The organism is Micromonospora sp. NPDC047762, from assembly GCF_043204655.1.
GTDB lineage: Bacteria > Actinomycetota > Actinomycetes > Mycobacteriales > Micromonosporaceae > Micromonospora.
On the sequence record NZ_JBIDCQ010000001.1, the window covers coordinates 463356 to 479959 of the forward strand.

Below are 16604 nucleotides of genomic sequence, written 5' to 3' on the forward strand. Positions count from 1 at the left end.
AGCTCACCGCCTCTCCACTCGCCACAGCAGCGCCTCAGGCTGCGGGGTGTCCTGGTAATGGGCCTGCGCCTGCGCGAGGGCCGTGCGTGCCCTACAGCGGGTCGGCGGGGGCACCACGTACTGCCGGCCGTCCGACTCGTGGGCGGTGGTTTCCTCCGCCGGGTGCCCGCACCCGCACGCGCACGGCCGGTTCCGGTAGCCGGCGAGCGCCGCCATCCAGGCCCGGTCGGCGTCGGACCACTCCGGCTCCCGCACCGTCACCGACCGCACCAACCGGCCACCCTCGCCGTACTCGTGGGTGGTGGTCTCGGTCGGCTCCCAGCCGGCGTACCGGCGCGGGGCGATACCGAGCCGCTCGGCCGTCTCGATGCGGTGGAGCAGTTCCGGCTCGTCGACCAGGCGGCGGATCAGAAAGGGAGGTCGACGTCCTTGCGGTTCAGCTTCCACGCCGCGTCGGTCAGCGTGCCCACCTGCGCGTCGGTGAGCTTCCCGTCGTCGCCGAGCAGGGCTTCCCAGTCCTCGGCGTCGAGCTGCGGCTCCACCGCGCACACCTTGGCCAGTGCGAGGAAGAGCGTATCGACGTTGAAGCCGAACACCCGGTCACGGCGGTCCACCTTCTCGTCGACCACACGCGGCGGGTGCTCGTCGACCAACGCCTGGTAGCGGGCCGACGGCAACGCCCGCAGCGTCAGTGTCAGCGTCGACTCCCGCATCTCCGTCCGCAGGTCGGAGAGCCGCTCGTCGAGAGCCTGCACCGACCTGCCTGAGCCGGCCAGAGACTGCCCTGCGTCCTCCTGAGCCTTCGCGCGCTCACGCTGTGTTTGCTCGTACTCAGCGACCAAATCAGTGCGCAGGCACAGCGGCACCTGGGTTTCCGGTAGCCGAGCGCCCTTGATCAGTTCCTTGACGTCCATGCTTTCTGCTCCAGCCCTGTCAGCCCGTCGGGTTGGTGCTGGGAGGCGGACCGGGCTGCTGGCCCGCCTCCCAGGTCATCGGTCAGGCAGCGACAGTCGCCCGCAACTCCGGCGACGCGTTGATCTTCGTCGGAACCTCGTACCGGGCCACCGTGTTCGCCTCCGGCGCCAACCGGCGGGCCTGGCCCACGATCACCGGGAACACCTCGACCTTCTGCGACGCCGCCCACGCGGCCGTCTCGACGACGTCCCGGCGGATCACGATGTGGCCGGTCGCGCCACGGACGAGGGTGTTCCAGGCGGTGTCGGTGCCGTCCTGCTTCTTCATCCGCAGCATCGTTCCGGAGAACGAGTCCCGGCCGATCGTGATCGTGTCGAACGTGGAGGCCAGCGACGTCGTGTCCACGTCGGCGGTCTCCGCCTCGAAACCCACCAGCCCGTCGGCGGTGATCAGCGATTGGAGCAACATGCCGGCGTTCAGCTCGGCGACCGTCGGGGCGGCCTTGTTGGAGATGGCGGGGACCCAGGCGACCCGGGTGTTGCCGTCAACCGGAATGTCAGCCATAAGTCACTCCTTGGGTGCGTCGGCGCCGCGCTGGCGGCCGGCGGTGGTGGGCTTGGTCCGCACCGGCACAGCACCGGTGGTGGTCTCTGCGGCCCGCTCAGCGGGCGTGGGAGGTGCTTCGCGGCGCGGCTCCGCCGTCGGGTCCGGCTCGGCCGGCTTCTCCACCGGCTCCCAACCGCGCGCCTGCCAGAACTCGGCGGCGTCCACGGCGAACGGGGCCGCCTCGGTGCCCTCGGGGTGCTTCATCCACACGAAGTCATCGGCCATCGCTCAGCCCACCGGCAACAGCTGGTAGGTAACCGACGTGGTGCCGGAGAACGCCACCGTCACGACGTTGGTGCTGAGGTTGACGGCCGCCGGGCTGATGTAGAACACCTTCGACGTGGCGTTCGGCACCGCCACCGCAGGAGTCGTCGCCGCGTTCCCCGCCGGGGTGAGGCTCGCGTCGGAGACGGTCACGTTGATCGACCCGCCGCCGCCGTTGGTCACCACCAGGTACGCGCCTCGCGACCCGAGGTCGTTCGCGGAGATCGTGTCCGACGAGGTCACCGCCGCACCGGCGATCGTGGTCCCGGCCGCCGTTGGGCGGACAGCAGTCATCAGCGCCATCGGGCGCCCCCTTCATTGGTTGGTTCCCGCCCGATGGCGGAGGTCGTGGCGTGTCACGATGGAGCGATGAGCAGCGAACTGCGGTGCTGGCTGTGCGGCGTCACCGCTGAGCAGGGGCCCGAGGTGACCACACTCGCCGAGGCCGAGCCCCGCTATCTACCGCTCTGGCCGCCCGGCGGCGGCCATGAACACGAGCAGCACCCGCCCAGCCCAGCCGAACTCGTCCGGCGCGGTGACGAGATCATGCAGCGAATCCTTCGGCTGCTTGCTGCCTAGGCCGGCACACTTTCCAGCCGGTACAGGTCAACCTGGTCGAACACCGCGACGCCGGTCGTCTCGTCGCGCTCCACCGGGTTCGACCCCTCCGACCGGATCGGAAAGCACCGCCGGCCAGCGACGGTCAGCACCGCATCCAGCAGCACGCCCCGGCCCCGTTGAGAGACCGCCCGCGCGGCCGACGCGCTGCCGCCAACCGCATGGCAGATGGCGTGCAGCACGAACCGCTCCGACGCACCCTGCACCGACCGGGAGTCTGGCAACTCCGGCGTCTCGGCCCACAGGTAGACCAGCAGGTACGGGGCGGTCGTCCCGGCCGGCACAAAGCCGTCCAGCACCGCCAACGCTGGTGTGCCTGGTGCCGTCCGCGCCCGGGCCAGGAACGCGTCGGCGTGCGCCTGGATCACCGGTCAGTCCTCCAGCAGGTCAGCGGCGAGATTCTCCAGCGCCGCCACGTACCGGGGCTCCTCAGCGGCCAGGGCAGGAGCACCACCCGGGCGGGGGGCGTTGTTCACCGACCCGAACTCGTACAGGTTGCCCAGCGCACCCTGCCGCTTCGCCTTGTCCGGGCCGACCTCCGCGCTCACCGTCGTGCCCCGGGTGCGCACGTCGTAGCCGATCGCGTACGGCAGGGCCGGCGCGTGCGGGCTGCCTGACCAGCGGCGACGCCAGTCAGCTTTGATCTGGAACGCGCCCCGGGCCACCACCTTGCGGCCCTCATCGACCGCGTCGTCAGCGGCTGACTCCAGCGCCACGGCCAGCTCGTTCAGGCCCGACGAGGTCACCGTCACCTTCACGACGTGACCTCCTCAACCCCGAACCGGCGGGCCGTCGCGTGGGTCTTGTGCGCCAGCTCCCGTACCCGGAACCGGCGGCCCGGCAGATCCGGGTCGTGCATCGACGCGGTCACCTCGACCACGTCATCCACCCGCACCCCGACCACCGACATCGGCAGCTGCACCTCCAGGCGCAGCAGCAGCACCGTCGCCTCACCAACGTCACGCTGGCCGGCGGACGCCGTCTGCTGCTGAACCCGACACCGGCCCGCGTACACCTCGGTGGTGTTCGGGGTCGGATAGCCCGTCACCGGGTCGTACGTCGTGCCAGCGTCACGCCTGATCACGCACTGGTCGACCATGAGCCGTTCGGCGGCCCGGCGGCCACGGGCTAGGGCAGACGCGAGCGACACCTCACGCCCCCTGACCCGTGTACTCCTGCGGCCCCCACGACCAGTCCGGCGCCGGGAACGACCACTGCGGACCAGCACCCGCCGGAGCCGGCGACGGATACGCCGACCGCGCGGCGGCGAGGATCGCCTCCCGCCTGTCCACGTCGTTGACCACCCGGTAGTCGTCGATCTGCTCCGACTCCGCACCCTCCGGGTTGTTGTAGGCGATCGAGCCCAGCTCGATACCCCACGACCACAGCCGCTCAGGTACCGGGTCGGGCCATGCCGTCAGGCCGGTGGCATCGGACAACCACCCACCGGCCTGACGACGTGCGATTCCCGCGGCGTCACTGTCGAACTCGTCGACCGACAGCCGCAGCAGCTTCCGCAGGTCCTCCAGTTCGAACAGATCCGCCATGGCTCAGCTCCCGTACTTGGCCCGCAGGTCGTCGCGGGACAGGCCGCCCTCGTCGACCGGCTTGGTCTCTTCGTCCGGCGCGCCCTTCGTGGTAGCGAAGGTCGCCCAGTCCTCGCGTGACGACCGGCCGTTCGGGACACCAGCGGCCCGCTTCTGCTCGGTGCCGCCCTGCTCGCGCGCCGGCACGGTGGCCGGATCGATCAGGCCGGACTGGATCCGCGGGTCAGCCGAACCGGCCATCGAGATGCGACCCTCGACGTCGGCCGGGTCGACGGTCACGACACCCGGGGCGCCCGCCGCAGCACGGCGGTCCACGAACGCCCGGAAGTCGGAACCCTCCGCCAGGTCCTCGTCGGTCGCGAACGCGCCGTGCCGCTCGCCCCGCTTCAGGTCCTCGTCGCGGGTGATGTCGACCCTGTCGCCCCGCACCGCAGTCTGGTGCAGCCCATCCTCGTCGAGGTACCAGAAGCTGCCGTGAACAATCGTCTTCTCAGCCATTGAGCCCGGTCACCTTCTTGATCGAGTACGGGTTGGTGACGTACATGATCGGGACGACGGACGACTGCACCCAGTCGCGCTTGGTCGCCTTCTCCTCCCACGTCTCGGTCTCCAGCCCTTGCTCGACGCGCAGCTCGCCGACCTGACCGCGGGCCACCGCGTACGCGGTGCCGTTGGCCACCCGGTTCGAGGCGAACAGCTCGTCGATGCCGGCCGCCTCCAGCATCTCCGGCAGCGCGCTGCCGTAGGCGGTGACCAGGTCCATCTTCTGCTTCGGGTTAACGATCCACAGGTCGTACTCGACCCCCAGCTCGTCGACGTCAGCGAGGTACTGCGCGTTCGCGAAGTCCGCCCCCGGCCAGCCGCTGTTGTTCGTCTGGGACGAGCCGGCGGTCACGACCGTGGCCCAGTTGTGGCCCACGAACGTGCCAGCGCCACCGAGCGACGCGATCGCCGCCTCCAGCACCGCGATCGCGTTCGTGTTGACCCGACGGACGATGGTGTTGGCGAGCTGCGTGACCTGGTTGTTGAAGAACGCCACGTCGTTGCGGCGCCGCGCTTCCTTGGTGATGAAGAACTTGCCACCCCAGTCCTCGGGGAGAGCGACCTTCGGTGTCGGTCGCTGCGACCCGACGATCGGGTACTCGTCGCCCGGGCCGCGACGCTCGACGTCCCGGTCGGTGTAGAGCTCGTTGACGGTGGCCTGGTCGTACACGACCGACCCGGTTGCGGTGCCGCCGGAGGAGAAGATCCTGTCGACGATGAACCGTTGCAGGGTGAGATCCATGATCCGGCGCGTGATTCGCGTCGGCTGCGTGAGGGCCATGTCGACCGTCAGGACGTTGCCTGTGATGGTCGGTGCGGCCAGCGGGTACGCGGTCTGCTGCGTAGGCATCTGACTAGGTCCCCCTTTCTCAGTCGAGCGCGATCTGCGCGAGGTTGCCGGACGTGGCGGCGGTGACGACCGTCCCGACGGCGATGCCGGACGCGAGGGCCGCGGCCTGGCCGTTGGAGCCGACCTCGACCCGCTGGTTCGCGGTCAGGTTCGCCGCGGCGGTGACGGGGACGATGAACCCGGAGCCGCGGAGTACGCCGACTTTCTCGCCGGTCGCGGCGTCGTACGCGGCCACACCGAACGCCTTGGTCGCGGCGGTGGCGTGCGAGACGCTGATTGACCCGTCGGCCTGCCGGTTGCCGGAGATCATCACGAACCGGCAGCCGGTCACGCCGGCCGTGGCCTGGCAGGTGATCCGCCGTCCGGGCTCGTAGAACGGGATGCACTCGTTAGCCATGGGTCAGTCCCCCTTCGTGCCCGCGGCGACCGCGCCCGGGAACCAGTAGTCGTCGGCGGCTGCCGGGTCAGCGGCCGTCTTCGGGTCCTCGCCGCCGTAGCCGATCTCGTTGACGGGCACCAGACCCGGCTTGAGGTTGGCGAGCACCTCGGTGGCACCCGGGTCGACCTCAAGCTGGGACAGCCAGTGCGCCGCCCGGGCCGGGGGAATCCGGCCGTCACGCACCGCCGCCTGGACGGTGGCCTCGCGCTGCTCGCGCAACTGCTGCGCCCGCGCCTCCCGGCCGTCGCGGGCGTCCGCGAGCAGCTGGGTGTGCTGGGCCTCGTCGAGCACCACGGTGCCCGGTGCGGTCTGCGGTGCGGCGGGCCGCTCGGCGAGCGCCGACTCGAAGGCCGCCAGGATGGTGGCCTCGTCGGCGTCGTCGGCGACGTGGAGCCGCTGCCGCAGGGTGGTGAGCTGCTCGTCGCTGAACGCCACGGCGCGGCTCCTCTCCTGGTTGGTTGGCCCGACCGCAGACGCGGACGGGAGTAGGGGCGCCGGCGCGTTCGCGCGACCAGCGTGGGCGAACACCGATAGGTCAAATCGGTCCGCCGCCCGGTAGGTGTCCCAGAGATCCCAGAAGCTGCCCGAGCCGCCCGGGGTGACCTGCTCGCCGGTGGCCGAGCCGTTGTCGGCCTCTGTGGCAACCCGGTCCGCCAGGCCTGCGGCTACGGCCTCGTCGGCGGTGTACCAAGTCTCGGCGCGCATCAAGGCCCGCCAGTCCTCGGCGCTGCCGCTGGCTCGGGCCGCGTAGGTGGAGGCGATGGAATCGCTGGTCGTGGCCAGCATCCGCGCCATCGCCTCCATGTCCGAGGCGTTGCCCACGCAGACACCCCATGCGTCGTGGATCATTAGCTGCGAGCCGACACCCATGACGATCTCGTCGCCAGCCATCGCCACGATCGTGCCTGCGCTCGCCGCCAGTCCGTCGACCATGACGACCACCCGTGCCGGGTGCTGGCGCAGCACGTTGGCCATGGCCACGCCCTCGAACACGTCGCCGCCCGGGCTGTTCAGGTGGAGGCGAATCTCGTCGACCTCCAGGGCGGCCACCTCGCGGACGAAGTCGTCGGCGGTAACGCCCAGCCAGCCTCCGATCGTGTCGTACACGTATACGTCGGCGCTGGTGGTCTGTGGGGTCTCGGCCGGGGTGTCCGTCGCTGCCGTCGTGGCGGCATGGACCGGGCCAACCCGGTACCACGACCGCTCGGGGTCTACCGGGCCGAGTGCTTGCGCTCGTCGGCTCGTCGCCTGGCACGGCTCAGGACGGCGCAGGCCACGAATCTGGGCATGGCCCGTCATGAGGTGCTCCCATCGTCGGTTGAGGTCTTCGGGTAGTCCTTGGGGGGTAGTCCGTACTGCTGGCGGGCCGCCTCTTCCAGCGACCGGTCCGGCAGGAGGATCCCGGCGTCGGCGAGCCACTTCAGGGCCTGGGCCGTCGCGGCCTGCTTGCTGCCGATCTCGTCGGGCACGATCAGGGGCGCCGGCTCGTTCTCGCCCCAGTTGACGTCGACCAGGTCCTCGACGACGTGCTGATTCGCTACGTCGGCGATTTCTTCCGCGAGGGTTTGCAGGCTCATGGTGAAGAAGTCCGCGAACGTCGACCCGAGCGCCCAGCTGCCCGTCTGAGTGCCGAGGTTCAGGAAGTGGGCGAGGACCGATCGGCCGATCTGCTCATCGTGGTAACGGACCGACGGCAACGCCTGCGGCAGGTCACCCTCCACACCGCGCAGCACCATGTCGGCACCGTGAGGCACCGCGCCGCCAGACGTCGCGCCGGCCCGCCAGGCTTGCGCCATCGCGGTGCCACGCGCCAGATCCGCCTCACCCTCGCCTGCCTTGTAAAGAGGGATGCCCATGCCGTTGCGTTCGATCGTCTGCGCGTCGACGCGCAGCAACCTGTCCTTCAGCAGCCAGTTCTTGTAGCAGTTGCGCAACACGCTCTTGCCGAGCCAGTTCCCTCCCTCGCGCTCCAGTACGTACGCCACCAGCCGGTCGACCGGGATCGGCTGCTGCCGCTTGCCGACCCTCCATGAGAACTGGGTGATGCTCTCCAGGCCGCCGTCCGCAGCAACGTCAATCTTCTCGATGGTCTTCGGCATCCGGATCGCAAGCTTCCTCAACCGCGCGCGGCTGCCGTCGTCGGCGATCCGGTACACCTGCTCGAAGTACGTGTGCCCGAACGGCAGCATGAGCAACGCCAGGCGAAGATGCTCCGGCCATGAGAACCGATCACGGGTGCGCGGCATGGGCCGCGGCTCGGTGCCGACGATCGGCAGCCCCAGGTTGTCGGCGACGAACTCGACCACCTCGTCCCGGGCGCCCGCCGGGTTGATCCGCCACGGCGTGCGTCGCACCGGGTACGTCACCGCCCGCAGGACAGAGCCGACCTGGGCATCCTGCGATCGCATCGCGTCGTACACCTCGATCGACCGCGGCCATCGAAGTTCCGGGGTCGGCTCGTCCTCGACGAACTCCATCCAGCCCATCAGCGATGTCTGGGTGGCGTACCCGATCTCGTTGACCGGTGCGGTCATCGCGGTCACCTCCCCACGGTCAGAACCCGGTGTTGGCTAGGTCGCTTGCCGGCCACTGCCCTCCCGGATCGGCCGGAAGGTTCACCGGCGGCGGCACCGGCGAGCGCTTTTTCCACCCGTGCTCGATGGCGTGCGCGCGGGCGGTGCGGGCCAGCACCGCGGCTACGGCGGCGTCGATCCACATCCCGTCGCCGCGCTTCGCGAGCTTCAGGTAGTGCGTCGTGATCAGTTCGTCCTCGCCCGGGCGGGCCCGCTTCCGGTCACCCTTGACGATCACCGCGTTCTTCGCGTGCCGGCTCAGCGACTCGCTGCCGTCGTGGGTGAACTCCCGGCCCGCGAACGACGTGGTGAACCGCTCAATGGCCTTATCCATCCGCTGCTGCACGTTCGTGGGGAACTCCACGATCCGGTCCGGCCACAACGCCGACCAGGCGTCCAGGTAGTCCTGCCACCGGTACGGATCGGCGAACATGACCGCCACGTTGTACGCGCCGAACGTGTCCTTGACGACCTTGTCGACCTCCGCCGACGGCACCCGCCAATCGGCCGACGCGTCCCGCGGGCGTTCCCACACCCGGATCTCCACCAGGTGCCCGTCGGAGATGCGGCAAGCGATCAGCGCGGTGGCGTCGCGGTACTTGCTGCCATCGAAGCCGAGGGCGATCCCGTCACCGGGGCGCAGCCTGTCGTCCCGGCGGGCCTGGAAGTCCCACGCCTCCGGCAGGACGAACACCGACTCGCCGACCACGATCTCGTTCAGGAAGAACCGCCGCCGGTCAGCCTCCATGTACCGGGCCGAGCGCACCTCGTGCATGATCCGGCCCTGGATGTTCACCCAGCCGCCGCGCTCCCGGGAGCTGTCGCCGTACTGGCGCAGCAGCTCCGCGTACAGCGCCTCGTCGTTGCTGAGGTCTTCCACCCGCTGCGGCTCGACCGTGTCCGTGTAGACCCGCTCGTCGCCCGACTCGGCGGTGACCTGCGCCTCGGAGCCCTCCGTCGGATCCCAGGCGTTCGTCAGCTCCAACCACCGACCGTCCATGCCGGCCACGTTCCGCTTCACCGCGCCGGCCACCTTGCGGTAGCCGCCCTGCAACGTGAACAGGTGCGACTCGGTGATCGTGAGGAACGTCAGGGGGGCACCGAGGCGGGCTTTGGCGCTGGTCGTGACCGGCTCGATCTTCCCGCCGCCGGGCAGCGTCACCTTCGTCTCGCCCGCGTCGATCCCCCGAAGGTTGATCAGCGGGCCGTTGCGCACCGAAGACAGCAGCGGACGCCACGTGTTGTCCGTCTGATCCTCCGACGTGCCCAGGCACACGATCAGCGGCGTCGGGTACGGGGCCCCGACCGGCTCACCATCAGCGGTGTACCCGTCGTGGCGGGTCGGCCCGAGCGCCTCCGCGAGGATGATGGCCGCGCCGAACGGGTCCTTGCCCCACTTCTGCGACCGGCGCAACTGCCCACCGGTGTACCGCAGTGCGTCAGGCGCGGGCCATGGGGCGGCGTGCGGGTAGAGCCGGTAGTAGTGGACGAGGAACGCCCACATCTCATCGGTCAGCCGGTACGGCTCACCCATCCGGTAGCCGTCGGGGATGACGACGTTCTCTTCGATCCACTCCCCGACGTCGTACCCGAGGGTCGGGAACTCGCCCGGCTCATTGGGTCCGCGCCAGGGCATTAGCCGACCGCCTTGATCCGCCCTCGCGCGCCCTCGGACTTCTCGCGCTTCTCCGCGACCTCGTCGGCGACGATCTGCCACAGCAGCAGCCGCATCGACTTCGGGGTCAATCCGAGGCGATCCTCCAACGCGGTGACCTGGGCGAGTAGCGCGGCACTCGCGTCGTGCTTCTCCGCCTCGACCATCACCCGGCAGTAACGGGCGACGGTCCGCGTCCAGCCCATCTGCTCCCATGCCACCGCCTGCGGGGTGGACCACAACTGCGCCCACGCCTCACGCTCGGCCGGCGACATTCGCCCTGGTAGTGGCCACACTGGCGGGTCATCCTTGCGGCCCTCGGCGGGCAGCATCACGGGGCCGACGCGGGCGTTGCGGCGGGTCGGGTCGTGCTTCGGAGGCTGAGGCATCATCACCCTCCGCAACACTCTCAGTGACCGTTCACGCTAGGTGACGGCCTGGCGAACGTGGGAACCGTACAGAAAGCGAGCGACCTGCCCCGGTGGTCCAGCTCTTGCGTGATCCAGATTTTTTCCGGGCTCATCGTCACGCTCGGTCACATCACCGATGTCACGCTGTGTTACTTACGCCGGTCGCCCTTGCGGCTGTTGCACGAACGACACAACACCTGAAGGTCTCCACCCTCAGCACCACCAGCAGCGACAGCGCTGACGTGGTCAGCGGTCAGGTCCGTCGCTCGGTGTGGTTCACGCTGCCAGCCCGGACACCAGTCGCCCCGCTCTCGCCTGTGCGCTGCGACCGCGTCGGCCCTGCGCTTGTCCTCGGCGTAGCTGGGTCGGGGCCTGCGTTGCCGCGCGTCCCTCAACCTGGCCCGCTCTCGTGGCCGCTGGCAGTCGCCGCAGCGGGTGCGGTTGGTTAGTGCGCCGCAGTCGAGGCATGGCCGCTTCGCCATCGTGCACCTCCGTGCGGTGCGGGCAGGCCGTCCCGCCAGGCAGCCTGCCCGCTTCTCCCGCCCCCCGGGTACGACGAAGCCCCACCGTGCGGGGGCACTGGTGGGGCTTCGAGGTCGTGTGGCGCTATCGCATTTCAGCCACCCTAAGAATCGGGGTGTGAACGATCAGTGTCAAGCTGGCGCGCTGGTCGTCCTGCCAGCCGATCTATCAGGCGGAACGCGCCGAGGCTGACCACGACAACGACGGCCATGCCGAGCCAGTCCGGCCAGTCCGTCAGCCGCTGTACTGCGGACAGGGCGGCCATCAATGCCCAACCGCCTGTGAAGCACCAACGACCGAACGTCGCGGCGCTCACGCTGCCACGCTCACCCACAACCGCTGGGCGTACTGCCGCAGCTCATCCACGTCGTACAACGTCCGCTGCTTCTCATCACGCCCATGCCGGGTCACACGCGGCTGGTACGTCTCGTTGCGGTCCGCCTTGCGCTGCTCCAACGACGCCCACTTGCGGATCAACGCCGGGTCCACCGGACGCGCGTACCGCAGGGCCAGGTCGGCGGCGGCGGCGTACGCGTCGACCAGCTTCACCGCGTCACCCACCAACCGCCGCTGCCACCACTCCACCGTCTCGTCGGTGCCGCAGCCGGTGCAGCCGATGAGCTGCTGCTCGGCGTACTGGTAGAGCCGGGTGCCGCACACGCTCTCCACGCCGTCGAGGTCGCGGACGATGAGCGGGCAGTCGCCGATGTACAGCCGGTCGGTGCTGGACGGGTAGGCGAGGCGTCGGGTGCGCGGATCGGAGGCGATGTCCCGTAGGTCCCGCGCGTGCTCGTCAGCGGCGGGGTGCGCGGCCAGCCAGACGGCGTGCTTGGCGATGTACGCGCTCAGGGCGGACGAGTAGCCGACCCCGACCCGAATGCGCCGTGGCGGGCCAATGAAGCCGTCTGGCAGCGTCTCCGTGCGCCACTCCCACGGGATGGCAATACCCCGCTCCTCGGCGATGACCCGCACGATGGATGTGAGCGTGGCGTAGATGGCGTCCCGCGCCTCCATCACGTCCTCGTCGGGGATCGGAGCGCCCGAGTTGCTACCGGCGACCCGCTCACCACCCCGACCCCGGCGGATCAGCACCAGCCCCAGGTCGTCGTAGAGCACGGCGGCGGTGCGGGCGTCCTCGGCCAGGCGACGGGTGTCCACCTCGCACAGGCGCAGGCCGTCGGCCGCCCGGCGCGGCAGGCATCCCCGGCAGTCGCCACCGGGGCAGTCGTCGCCGTGCTGGCCCACGATGCGGCAGTGGTCGGCGAGGCAGAGCAGGCTCATCAAGGTCCCCCCTTGTAGGCTGGCCGGTGCGTATGCGGCGCCCTGCGGGGCGTTGGTGGTGGCCCTCCCGGTTGCGTCCAGGAGGGCCACCGGCGTCTCAGTCCGTGTAGACGTCTACGGCGACCGAGTCGCGCGACCGGAAGCCCACGTGCCCGCCGAAGCAGGCGTTGCCCCGGTCGCAGAGCACGATCAGGTCCTGGTCGGACAGGTCGCGGGTCGCCTCGTCGAGGTGGACTCGGTACGACGCTCGGGCGTAGCTGCTGCCGGCCGTCTCAACCCGGTCGCGGAGGTGCTTGATCTCTTCGTATCGCTCGGCGTTGGCCTTGAGCCGGGCGAGAAAGCTTTCGTTGGCCATGGCGGTTGGTCCTTCCGGTTGGGCCGCTCAGCGCGGCACGGTGGTGGTCTCGTCGTCCTGGTCGAGCGGGTGCAGCCAGACCTCGTACTCGCTGTAGCCCTCGCTGTCGTCGTCCTTCCACGACCATTCGGCGATCTCCCAGCCGAGCGTCTTGGCGTGCTCAGCGAGCGCGCGCATCACGTCGTGTTTCTCCATCAGGCGTCGGTCCTCTCTGCTGGCAGGTGGCGGGCGTAGCGGCCTTGCAGCCGGTACGCGGCGGCGTTGGCCGGGTCGTAGCGGGACCGGTCGTAGCCCCGCGTGGTGTCCGTGGAGGCGTGCCCGACGTCCTTGGCCACGTCGTAGATGGACACCCCTTCGGCGAGGGCTGCGGTCACGTAGGTGGCGCGGGTGACGTGCGGGTGCAGCTGCTCCACCACGGTTGGCGGGAGCTTCGCGGCGCGGGCGAGCCGGCGCAGCAGGTGCCGGACGGCCTTGCGGTCGAGCGGGCGGCCGTTGGCGGTGGCGATGAGCGGGCGCGGGGCGGTGGCCCCGGCCTGGCCGACGAGCACCACCGTCCCGGTGCGGTCGGTGCGGGTGGCGGCGTACGCGTCGATGCGAGCCACCACGTCGGGCACCAACGTCACGGTGCGGCCTTTGCCGCCCTTGCCGATGACGTGCAGCACGGTGTGGCCCCGGACTGTGCCGATGTCGGTGGTGGTCGCGTCGAGCATTTCCCCGACGCGTAGGCCGGTGTGCAGGAGTAGCCACACGATGGCGGCGGCGCGTGGAGTGTCGAGGTCGGCCTGGGCGAGGAGTTGGCCGACGTGCTCGTCGGAGAGGGCGGCAGCGAGCCGGGGTGCACGGACCGGGCGGCTGCCTCGGGTGAGGTCGGCGGGGTTGCGCTCCACCACCCGGTGTTCGATGAGGAACTTGTAGAAGCTGCTCACCGCTCCGAGCCGGCGGGCGCGGCTGGTGCCTACCTCGCCCTTGCCCGTCCGGCCGCCGTGTTCGGACAGGTGACGCTGCCACCGCTTGATGTCGGCGGGCCACGCCTGGAGCGGGTCGATGCCGTGCTGGACGCACCAGGCGAGCCAGTGGGTGACGTCGCGGCGGTAGGTGGCTTCGGTGAGTTCGTTGCGGACGCCTTCGAGGAACGAGTTGAGGAGCGCGGCGAGCCGGGCGAGGTGGTCGCCTGCGGCGGGCAGCGGGGCGAGTTCAGTCACGACGCCCGCCCTCCGTCGTGCCGCGACCACTGCGGTAGGTCGCACCCGACAAGGTCGATGCGGTCGATCGCGCCTTGGAGGATCGCCGAGTCGGTGGGGTTGAGTCCGGTCTGTGCCCGGCACAGCCGTTCGCGGGCACCCTTGAGGTCGAGGTACAGGCGGTCCGGGTCGCCCGGCTGCGGCCCGGCGGCGGGGACGGTCACCAGTCCTGCCCGTTGACGTAGACGATCCGCTTGCCGACGCCGTGGGCGTACTCGATCTCGCCCCGAGTGCTGTCGCCGATGTAGCCGCCCGGACAGATCACCATCACCTCGTCGGCGAGGTCGATCTTCCGGAGGTGCAGCGCGTCGAGTGCCGTCTTCTGCTCATCGGTCGGCTGAAGACCGTCGGCGTGACCGAAGACGCCCGGAGCGAGCACGATCTTCCCGGCCAGGGTGAGGTCCCGGTTGGCGCGATGGAAGTACTCGCGGAAGCGGGTGCTGCCGCAGAGGACGACAACGCTCGGCCGAGGTGGGGTGTCGAGCTGGTGCGTGTGCGGGTTGAGGTAGCCCATCGGACTCTCCTTCGCTAGATCAATCGGTGCCATAAGAACGCTGCTTCTGTGGCTACGGCCGCTCACGCGGAAGCCCGGTTCCAGGCGGTGGCGGCGAGGTCGAACAAGTCGGCCTGATCCGTGAGCGGACGGTTGGACCACAGGACCTCGGTGCGGTCCTTGCTGCCGTTGCGCCCGTTGCCGGTCATGGTCGGCAGGTCCCGGCGGTGCCAGTCGGCGTACAGGTCCTCGTCGTAGAGCGGCGACGGGTAGCCGGACAGGACGACCGCGGCGTTGCATCCGCGGAGGGCTTCGGCCAGCTCGCGGTGCTCGGCGTCGCCCTTCATCTCGTGCCGGTACAGGCCGGCGCGGGTACTCCCGAGGTACGGCGGGTCGACGTAGAGCAGCACCTCGGGGTCACGGCCGTACTTGGCGATGAGGTCGAGAGCGGGCATGCATTCCAGCGACACCGAGTGCAGCCGCTCAGCCGCGGTCGCCATCCGGGCCACATAGCCGTCCAGATAGCCGGGCATGCCAATCGAGGATCCGCGAGGCACGACGAAGTGCCGCCAGCCGGTCAGCGACCCGAGGGTGCCGCCGCGACCCTGGGTGAGCAGCACCCACACCCGGCGGGCACGTTCCAGGTCGTCCCCCGCGGTCGGGTTCTCACGGCAGCGGACGTACTCCGTGCGCGAGTGCGGAGTGAGCTGGCATGCGCGGGCTAGGTCTTCGGGGCGCTCGCGCAGGACCTGCCAGAAGTTCATGAGGTCGCCGTCGAGGTCGTTGACTGTCTCCATCCGCACGGGCGGCTTCGCGAGCAGGACGGCGAGCGATCCGGCGTACGGCTCGACGTAGTGCACGTGGGCGGGCAGCAGCGACACGATCCGCTCGGCGATGTTGCCCTTCGCGCCGAAGTACGGGAACGGCGGCTTCACGACGCCACCTCCGTGGCGGGCAGGTGGACGGTGTCGGCGCCGACACCGGCGGACGGGCTGAACGGGGCCACCACCGGCCGGACCTCGTCGGGCCACTGCACGGCGTCGAGGGCCCTGCGGTGCGCCGCGGGCATGACGGCCATCGGTTGGCCGAGGTGGTCGGCGGCCATGGCGGCGAGGATCGCGGCGTCGGCGCAGTTGTCGTCCCCACCGGTGGCGAACATCGGCAGCCGGCGGGCCACCGCGTCGATGACCGCGCCTTTGCTGGCGGAGCCCTTGCCGGTGGCGTAGCGCATCCGCTGCTGGATGGCGACTTCGGCGACGGGGATCTCCCGGTCGCGCAGGCTGCGCACGACGCGCCACCAGAGCGCGGAGCGTTCGTGGCTGCCGGCGCCGGAGCGGGAGAACGCGGGGATCTCGATGGCGACGAGGTCGGGCCAGTTGCCGGGTCCGCCGCCGATGGTGGTGAGGATGTCGCGGTTGAGCCGTTCGATGGCGTCGAGGCGTTGGTCGAGGGGCAGGGTGGTGATGCCGGTTTCGCCGATGGTTTGGCACCAGCCGAGGTTGGAGGCGATGCCGGTGGCGGTGAGCGAAAGATCCAGGCCGATGACCTTCACGGCTTCACCTCGGCGGTGGCGCGGGCGGCGTCCCGTTCGGCGGCGAGGCGGTCGATGAGGTCGGCGGCCCGTCCGGTGGGTCGCTCGTAGCCGGCGCGGATCAGTGCCCGCTCGACGTCGGCGGCCTCCGACACCATCCGCCGCCAGATCCCGTCGAGGCGGTCCCGCTGCTGGGTGACGCCGGTGAGGATGCGGCGGGTGTCGGAAAGTTCGGCAAGCAGGTCGCGCGTGGGCTTGTTGGCGCGGTCGAGGTCGGCGCGGAGGATGCGTAGTTCGGTGAGGGCGTCGGTGAGGTTGTTCGGCTCCGGGTTGGCGGGCTGGGTCATGACGGCTCCTGTCGGCGGGTGGCGAGTAGTGGGCTGGTGGTGTGGGCGCGGCCGAGTCGGTGGATGGCGGCACGGCGCCGGGCGGCGAGGGCGGTCTGGACGCGTGCCATCTGCACGCTGGGTGAGGTCGCGTGCCAGGTCTTGGGGATGTTGTGCATGTTGTGCAGGGGATACGCGTGTGTAGGAATAGGCCCTTGCGAGCCCTTGACTACGCGTAGAAGAAAAGAGGCCCCAGTAACTACAGAGAGTAAGTAAGTAGCTGGAACATTCTTTTTAGGCACAACATGCACAACATCCACAACATCTCCCCCGCGAGGGGTTCGCGCTGGTCCCGGGATCGCGCACCCCGGAGATGTTGTGCATGTCGGGGAGATGTTGTGCATGTCGAGGGGGATGTTGTGCATGCCCACCGCCG

At 70.0% G+C, this 16604-nt stretch carries 28 protein-coding genes; 1 reads left to right on the top strand and 27 read right to left on the bottom strand.

The genetic code is table 11. The features are described 5' to 3' along the window. Positions 1 to 3: 3 nt before the first annotated feature. The 5 genes from ACGF3C_RS02250 to ACGF3C_RS02270 form a co-directional block, all read right to left on the bottom strand. Positions 4 to 447 carry a hypothetical protein gene (locus ACGF3C_RS02250; protein ID WP_393217973.1) on the bottom strand — a complete coding sequence of 148 codons (444 nt, stop codon included), beginning with the start codon at positions 445 to 447 and terminating at the stop codon, positions 4 to 6. Continuing rightward, positions 408 to 914 carry a hypothetical protein gene (locus ACGF3C_RS02255; protein WP_393217976.1) on the bottom strand — a complete coding sequence of 169 codons (507 nt, stop codon included), beginning with the start codon at positions 912 to 914 and terminating at the stop codon, positions 408 to 410. The genes ACGF3C_RS02250 and ACGF3C_RS02255 overlap by 40 nt, the downstream gene beginning before the upstream one ends. A gap of 82 nt (positions 915 to 996) precedes the next feature. Further along, positions 997 to 1479 carry a hypothetical protein gene (locus ACGF3C_RS02260; RefSeq protein ID WP_393217979.1) on the bottom strand — a complete coding sequence of 161 codons (483 nt, stop codon included), beginning with the start codon at positions 1477 to 1479 and terminating at the stop codon, positions 997 to 999. A gap of 3 nt (positions 1480 to 1482) precedes the next feature. Then, entirely contained in the window at positions 1483 to 1746 is a 264-nt protein-coding gene (locus ACGF3C_RS02265; protein WP_393217982.1) for a hypothetical protein, read from the bottom strand. 3 nt (positions 1747 to 1749) lie between these two features. Beyond that, positions 1750 to 2088 (bottom strand): hypothetical protein, encoded by a 339-nt coding sequence (locus tag ACGF3C_RS02270; RefSeq protein WP_393217986.1) that lies wholly within the window; start codon positions 2086 to 2088, stop codon positions 1750 to 1752. A gap of 66 nt (positions 2089 to 2154) precedes the next feature. Here ACGF3C_RS02270 and ACGF3C_RS02275 point away from each other — a divergent pair, with 66 nt between their 5' ends. Then, positions 2155 to 2364, top strand: a complete 210-nt coding sequence (locus tag ACGF3C_RS02275) for a hypothetical protein (RefSeq protein ID WP_393217989.1) — start codon at positions 2155 to 2157, stop codon at positions 2362 to 2364. Here the strand turns inward: ACGF3C_RS02275 and ACGF3C_RS02280 are convergent. The 22 genes from ACGF3C_RS02280 to ACGF3C_RS02385 all read right to left on the bottom strand — a co-directional run bounded on the left by ACGF3C_RS02280 (position 2361) and on the right by ACGF3C_RS02385 (position 16347). Continuing rightward, positions 2361 to 2771: a hypothetical protein gene (locus tag ACGF3C_RS02280; RefSeq protein WP_393217993.1), complete on the bottom strand. Its 411-nt coding sequence runs from the start codon at positions 2769 to 2771 to the stop codon at positions 2361 to 2363. The two genes, ACGF3C_RS02275 and ACGF3C_RS02280, sit on opposite strands and share 4 nt — an antisense overlap. A 3-nt stretch (positions 2772 to 2774) precedes the next feature. Next, on the bottom strand, positions 2775 to 3161 hold the full coding sequence (locus tag ACGF3C_RS02285; protein ID WP_393217995.1) for a hypothetical protein: 387 nt from the start codon (positions 3159 to 3161) through the stop codon (positions 2775 to 2777). After that, positions 3158 to 3553, bottom strand: coding sequence for a DUF6093 family protein (locus tag ACGF3C_RS02290; protein ID WP_393217998.1), 396 nt, complete (start codon positions 3551 to 3553; stop codon positions 3158 to 3160). The genes ACGF3C_RS02285 and ACGF3C_RS02290 overlap by 4 nt, the downstream gene beginning before the upstream one ends. A gap of 1 nt (position 3554) precedes the next feature. Continuing rightward, entirely contained in the window at positions 3555 to 3950 is a 396-nt protein-coding gene (locus ACGF3C_RS02295; protein ID WP_393218000.1) for a hypothetical protein, read from the bottom strand. Positions 3951 to 3953: 3 nt separating this feature from the next. Next, the gene (locus ACGF3C_RS02300; protein WP_393218004.1) at positions 3954 to 4448 is read right to left on the bottom strand and encodes a hypothetical protein; all 495 of its coding nucleotides are present in this window, start codon (positions 4446 to 4448) and stop codon (positions 3954 to 3956) included. Further along, positions 4441 to 5343, bottom strand: coding sequence for a major capsid protein (locus ACGF3C_RS02305; RefSeq protein ID WP_393218007.1), 903 nt, complete (start codon positions 5341 to 5343; stop codon positions 4441 to 4443). The genes ACGF3C_RS02300 and ACGF3C_RS02305 overlap by 8 nt, the downstream gene beginning before the upstream one ends. A 19-nt stretch (positions 5344 to 5362) precedes the next feature. Continuing rightward, positions 5363 to 5740, bottom strand: coding sequence for a capsid cement protein (locus tag ACGF3C_RS02310; protein WP_393218010.1), 378 nt, complete (start codon positions 5738 to 5740; stop codon positions 5363 to 5365). A gap of 3 nt (positions 5741 to 5743) precedes the next feature. After that, positions 5744 to 7081, bottom strand: a complete 1338-nt coding sequence (locus ACGF3C_RS02315) for a head maturation protease, ClpP-related (RefSeq protein WP_393218013.1) — start codon at positions 7079 to 7081, stop codon at positions 5744 to 5746. Next, entirely contained in the window at positions 7078 to 8316 is a 1239-nt protein-coding gene (locus ACGF3C_RS02320) for a hypothetical protein (RefSeq protein ID WP_393218016.1), read from the bottom strand. The genes ACGF3C_RS02315 and ACGF3C_RS02320 overlap by 4 nt, the downstream gene beginning before the upstream one ends. A gap of 19 nt (positions 8317 to 8335) precedes the next feature. Continuing rightward, positions 8336 to 9991 carry a hypothetical protein gene (locus ACGF3C_RS02325; protein ID WP_393218019.1) on the bottom strand — a complete coding sequence of 552 codons (1656 nt, stop codon included), beginning with the start codon at positions 9989 to 9991 and terminating at the stop codon, positions 8336 to 8338. Beyond that, positions 9991 to 10398 (bottom strand): hypothetical protein, encoded by a 408-nt coding sequence (locus tag ACGF3C_RS02330; protein ID WP_393218022.1) that lies wholly within the window; start codon positions 10396 to 10398, stop codon positions 9991 to 9993. The genes ACGF3C_RS02325 and ACGF3C_RS02330 overlap by 1 nt, the downstream gene beginning before the upstream one ends. Positions 10399 to 10568: 170 nt before the next feature. Further along, entirely contained in the window at positions 10569 to 10901 is a 333-nt protein-coding gene (locus ACGF3C_RS02335; RefSeq protein ID WP_393218025.1) for an HNH endonuclease, read from the bottom strand. A gap of 352 nt (positions 10902 to 11253) precedes the next feature. Beyond that, the gene (locus ACGF3C_RS02340) at positions 11254 to 12222 is read right to left on the bottom strand and encodes a hypothetical protein (RefSeq protein ID WP_393218028.1); all 969 of its coding nucleotides are present in this window, start codon (positions 12220 to 12222) and stop codon (positions 11254 to 11256) included. Positions 12223 to 12319: 97 nt separating this feature from the next. Further along, positions 12320 to 12577: a hypothetical protein gene (locus ACGF3C_RS02345; protein ID WP_393218031.1), complete on the bottom strand. Its 258-nt coding sequence runs from the start codon at positions 12575 to 12577 to the stop codon at positions 12320 to 12322. A gap of 27 nt (positions 12578 to 12604) precedes the next feature. Next, the gene (locus ACGF3C_RS02350; protein WP_393218034.1) at positions 12605 to 12772 is read right to left on the bottom strand and encodes a hypothetical protein; all 168 of its coding nucleotides are present in this window, start codon (positions 12770 to 12772) and stop codon (positions 12605 to 12607) included. Next, on the bottom strand, positions 12772 to 13779 hold the full coding sequence (locus tag ACGF3C_RS02355) for a tyrosine-type recombinase/integrase (RefSeq protein ID WP_393218037.1): 1008 nt from the start codon (positions 13777 to 13779) through the stop codon (positions 12772 to 12774). The genes ACGF3C_RS02350 and ACGF3C_RS02355 overlap by 1 nt, the downstream gene beginning before the upstream one ends. Beyond that, on the bottom strand, positions 13776 to 13982 hold the full coding sequence (locus tag ACGF3C_RS02360; RefSeq protein ID WP_393218041.1) for a hypothetical protein: 207 nt from the start codon (positions 13980 to 13982) through the stop codon (positions 13776 to 13778). The genes ACGF3C_RS02355 and ACGF3C_RS02360 overlap by 4 nt, the downstream gene beginning before the upstream one ends. Next, positions 13979 to 14332: a hypothetical protein gene (locus ACGF3C_RS02365; RefSeq protein ID WP_393218044.1), complete on the bottom strand. Its 354-nt coding sequence runs from the start codon at positions 14330 to 14332 to the stop codon at positions 13979 to 13981. Before ACGF3C_RS02365 ends, ACGF3C_RS02360 begins: the two co-directional genes overlap by 4 nt. A gap of 62 nt (positions 14333 to 14394) precedes the next feature. Continuing rightward, on the bottom strand, positions 14395 to 15246 hold the full coding sequence (locus tag ACGF3C_RS02370) for a DNA adenine methylase (protein ID WP_393218047.1): 852 nt from the start codon (positions 15244 to 15246) through the stop codon (positions 14395 to 14397). Beyond that, positions 15243 to 15863: a hypothetical protein gene (locus ACGF3C_RS02375; protein ID WP_393218049.1), complete on the bottom strand. Its 621-nt coding sequence runs from the start codon at positions 15861 to 15863 to the stop codon at positions 15243 to 15245. Before ACGF3C_RS02375 ends, ACGF3C_RS02370 begins: the two co-directional genes overlap by 4 nt. Continuing rightward, positions 15860 to 16189 carry a hypothetical protein gene (locus tag ACGF3C_RS02380; protein WP_393218052.1) on the bottom strand — a complete coding sequence of 110 codons (330 nt, stop codon included), beginning with the start codon at positions 16187 to 16189 and terminating at the stop codon, positions 15860 to 15862. Before ACGF3C_RS02380 ends, ACGF3C_RS02375 begins: the two co-directional genes overlap by 4 nt. Further along, positions 16186 to 16347, bottom strand: a complete 162-nt coding sequence (locus tag ACGF3C_RS02385; RefSeq protein WP_393218055.1) for a hypothetical protein — start codon at positions 16345 to 16347, stop codon at positions 16186 to 16188. The genes ACGF3C_RS02380 and ACGF3C_RS02385 overlap by 4 nt, the downstream gene beginning before the upstream one ends. Between the last annotated feature and the right edge of the window lie 257 nt (positions 16348 to 16604).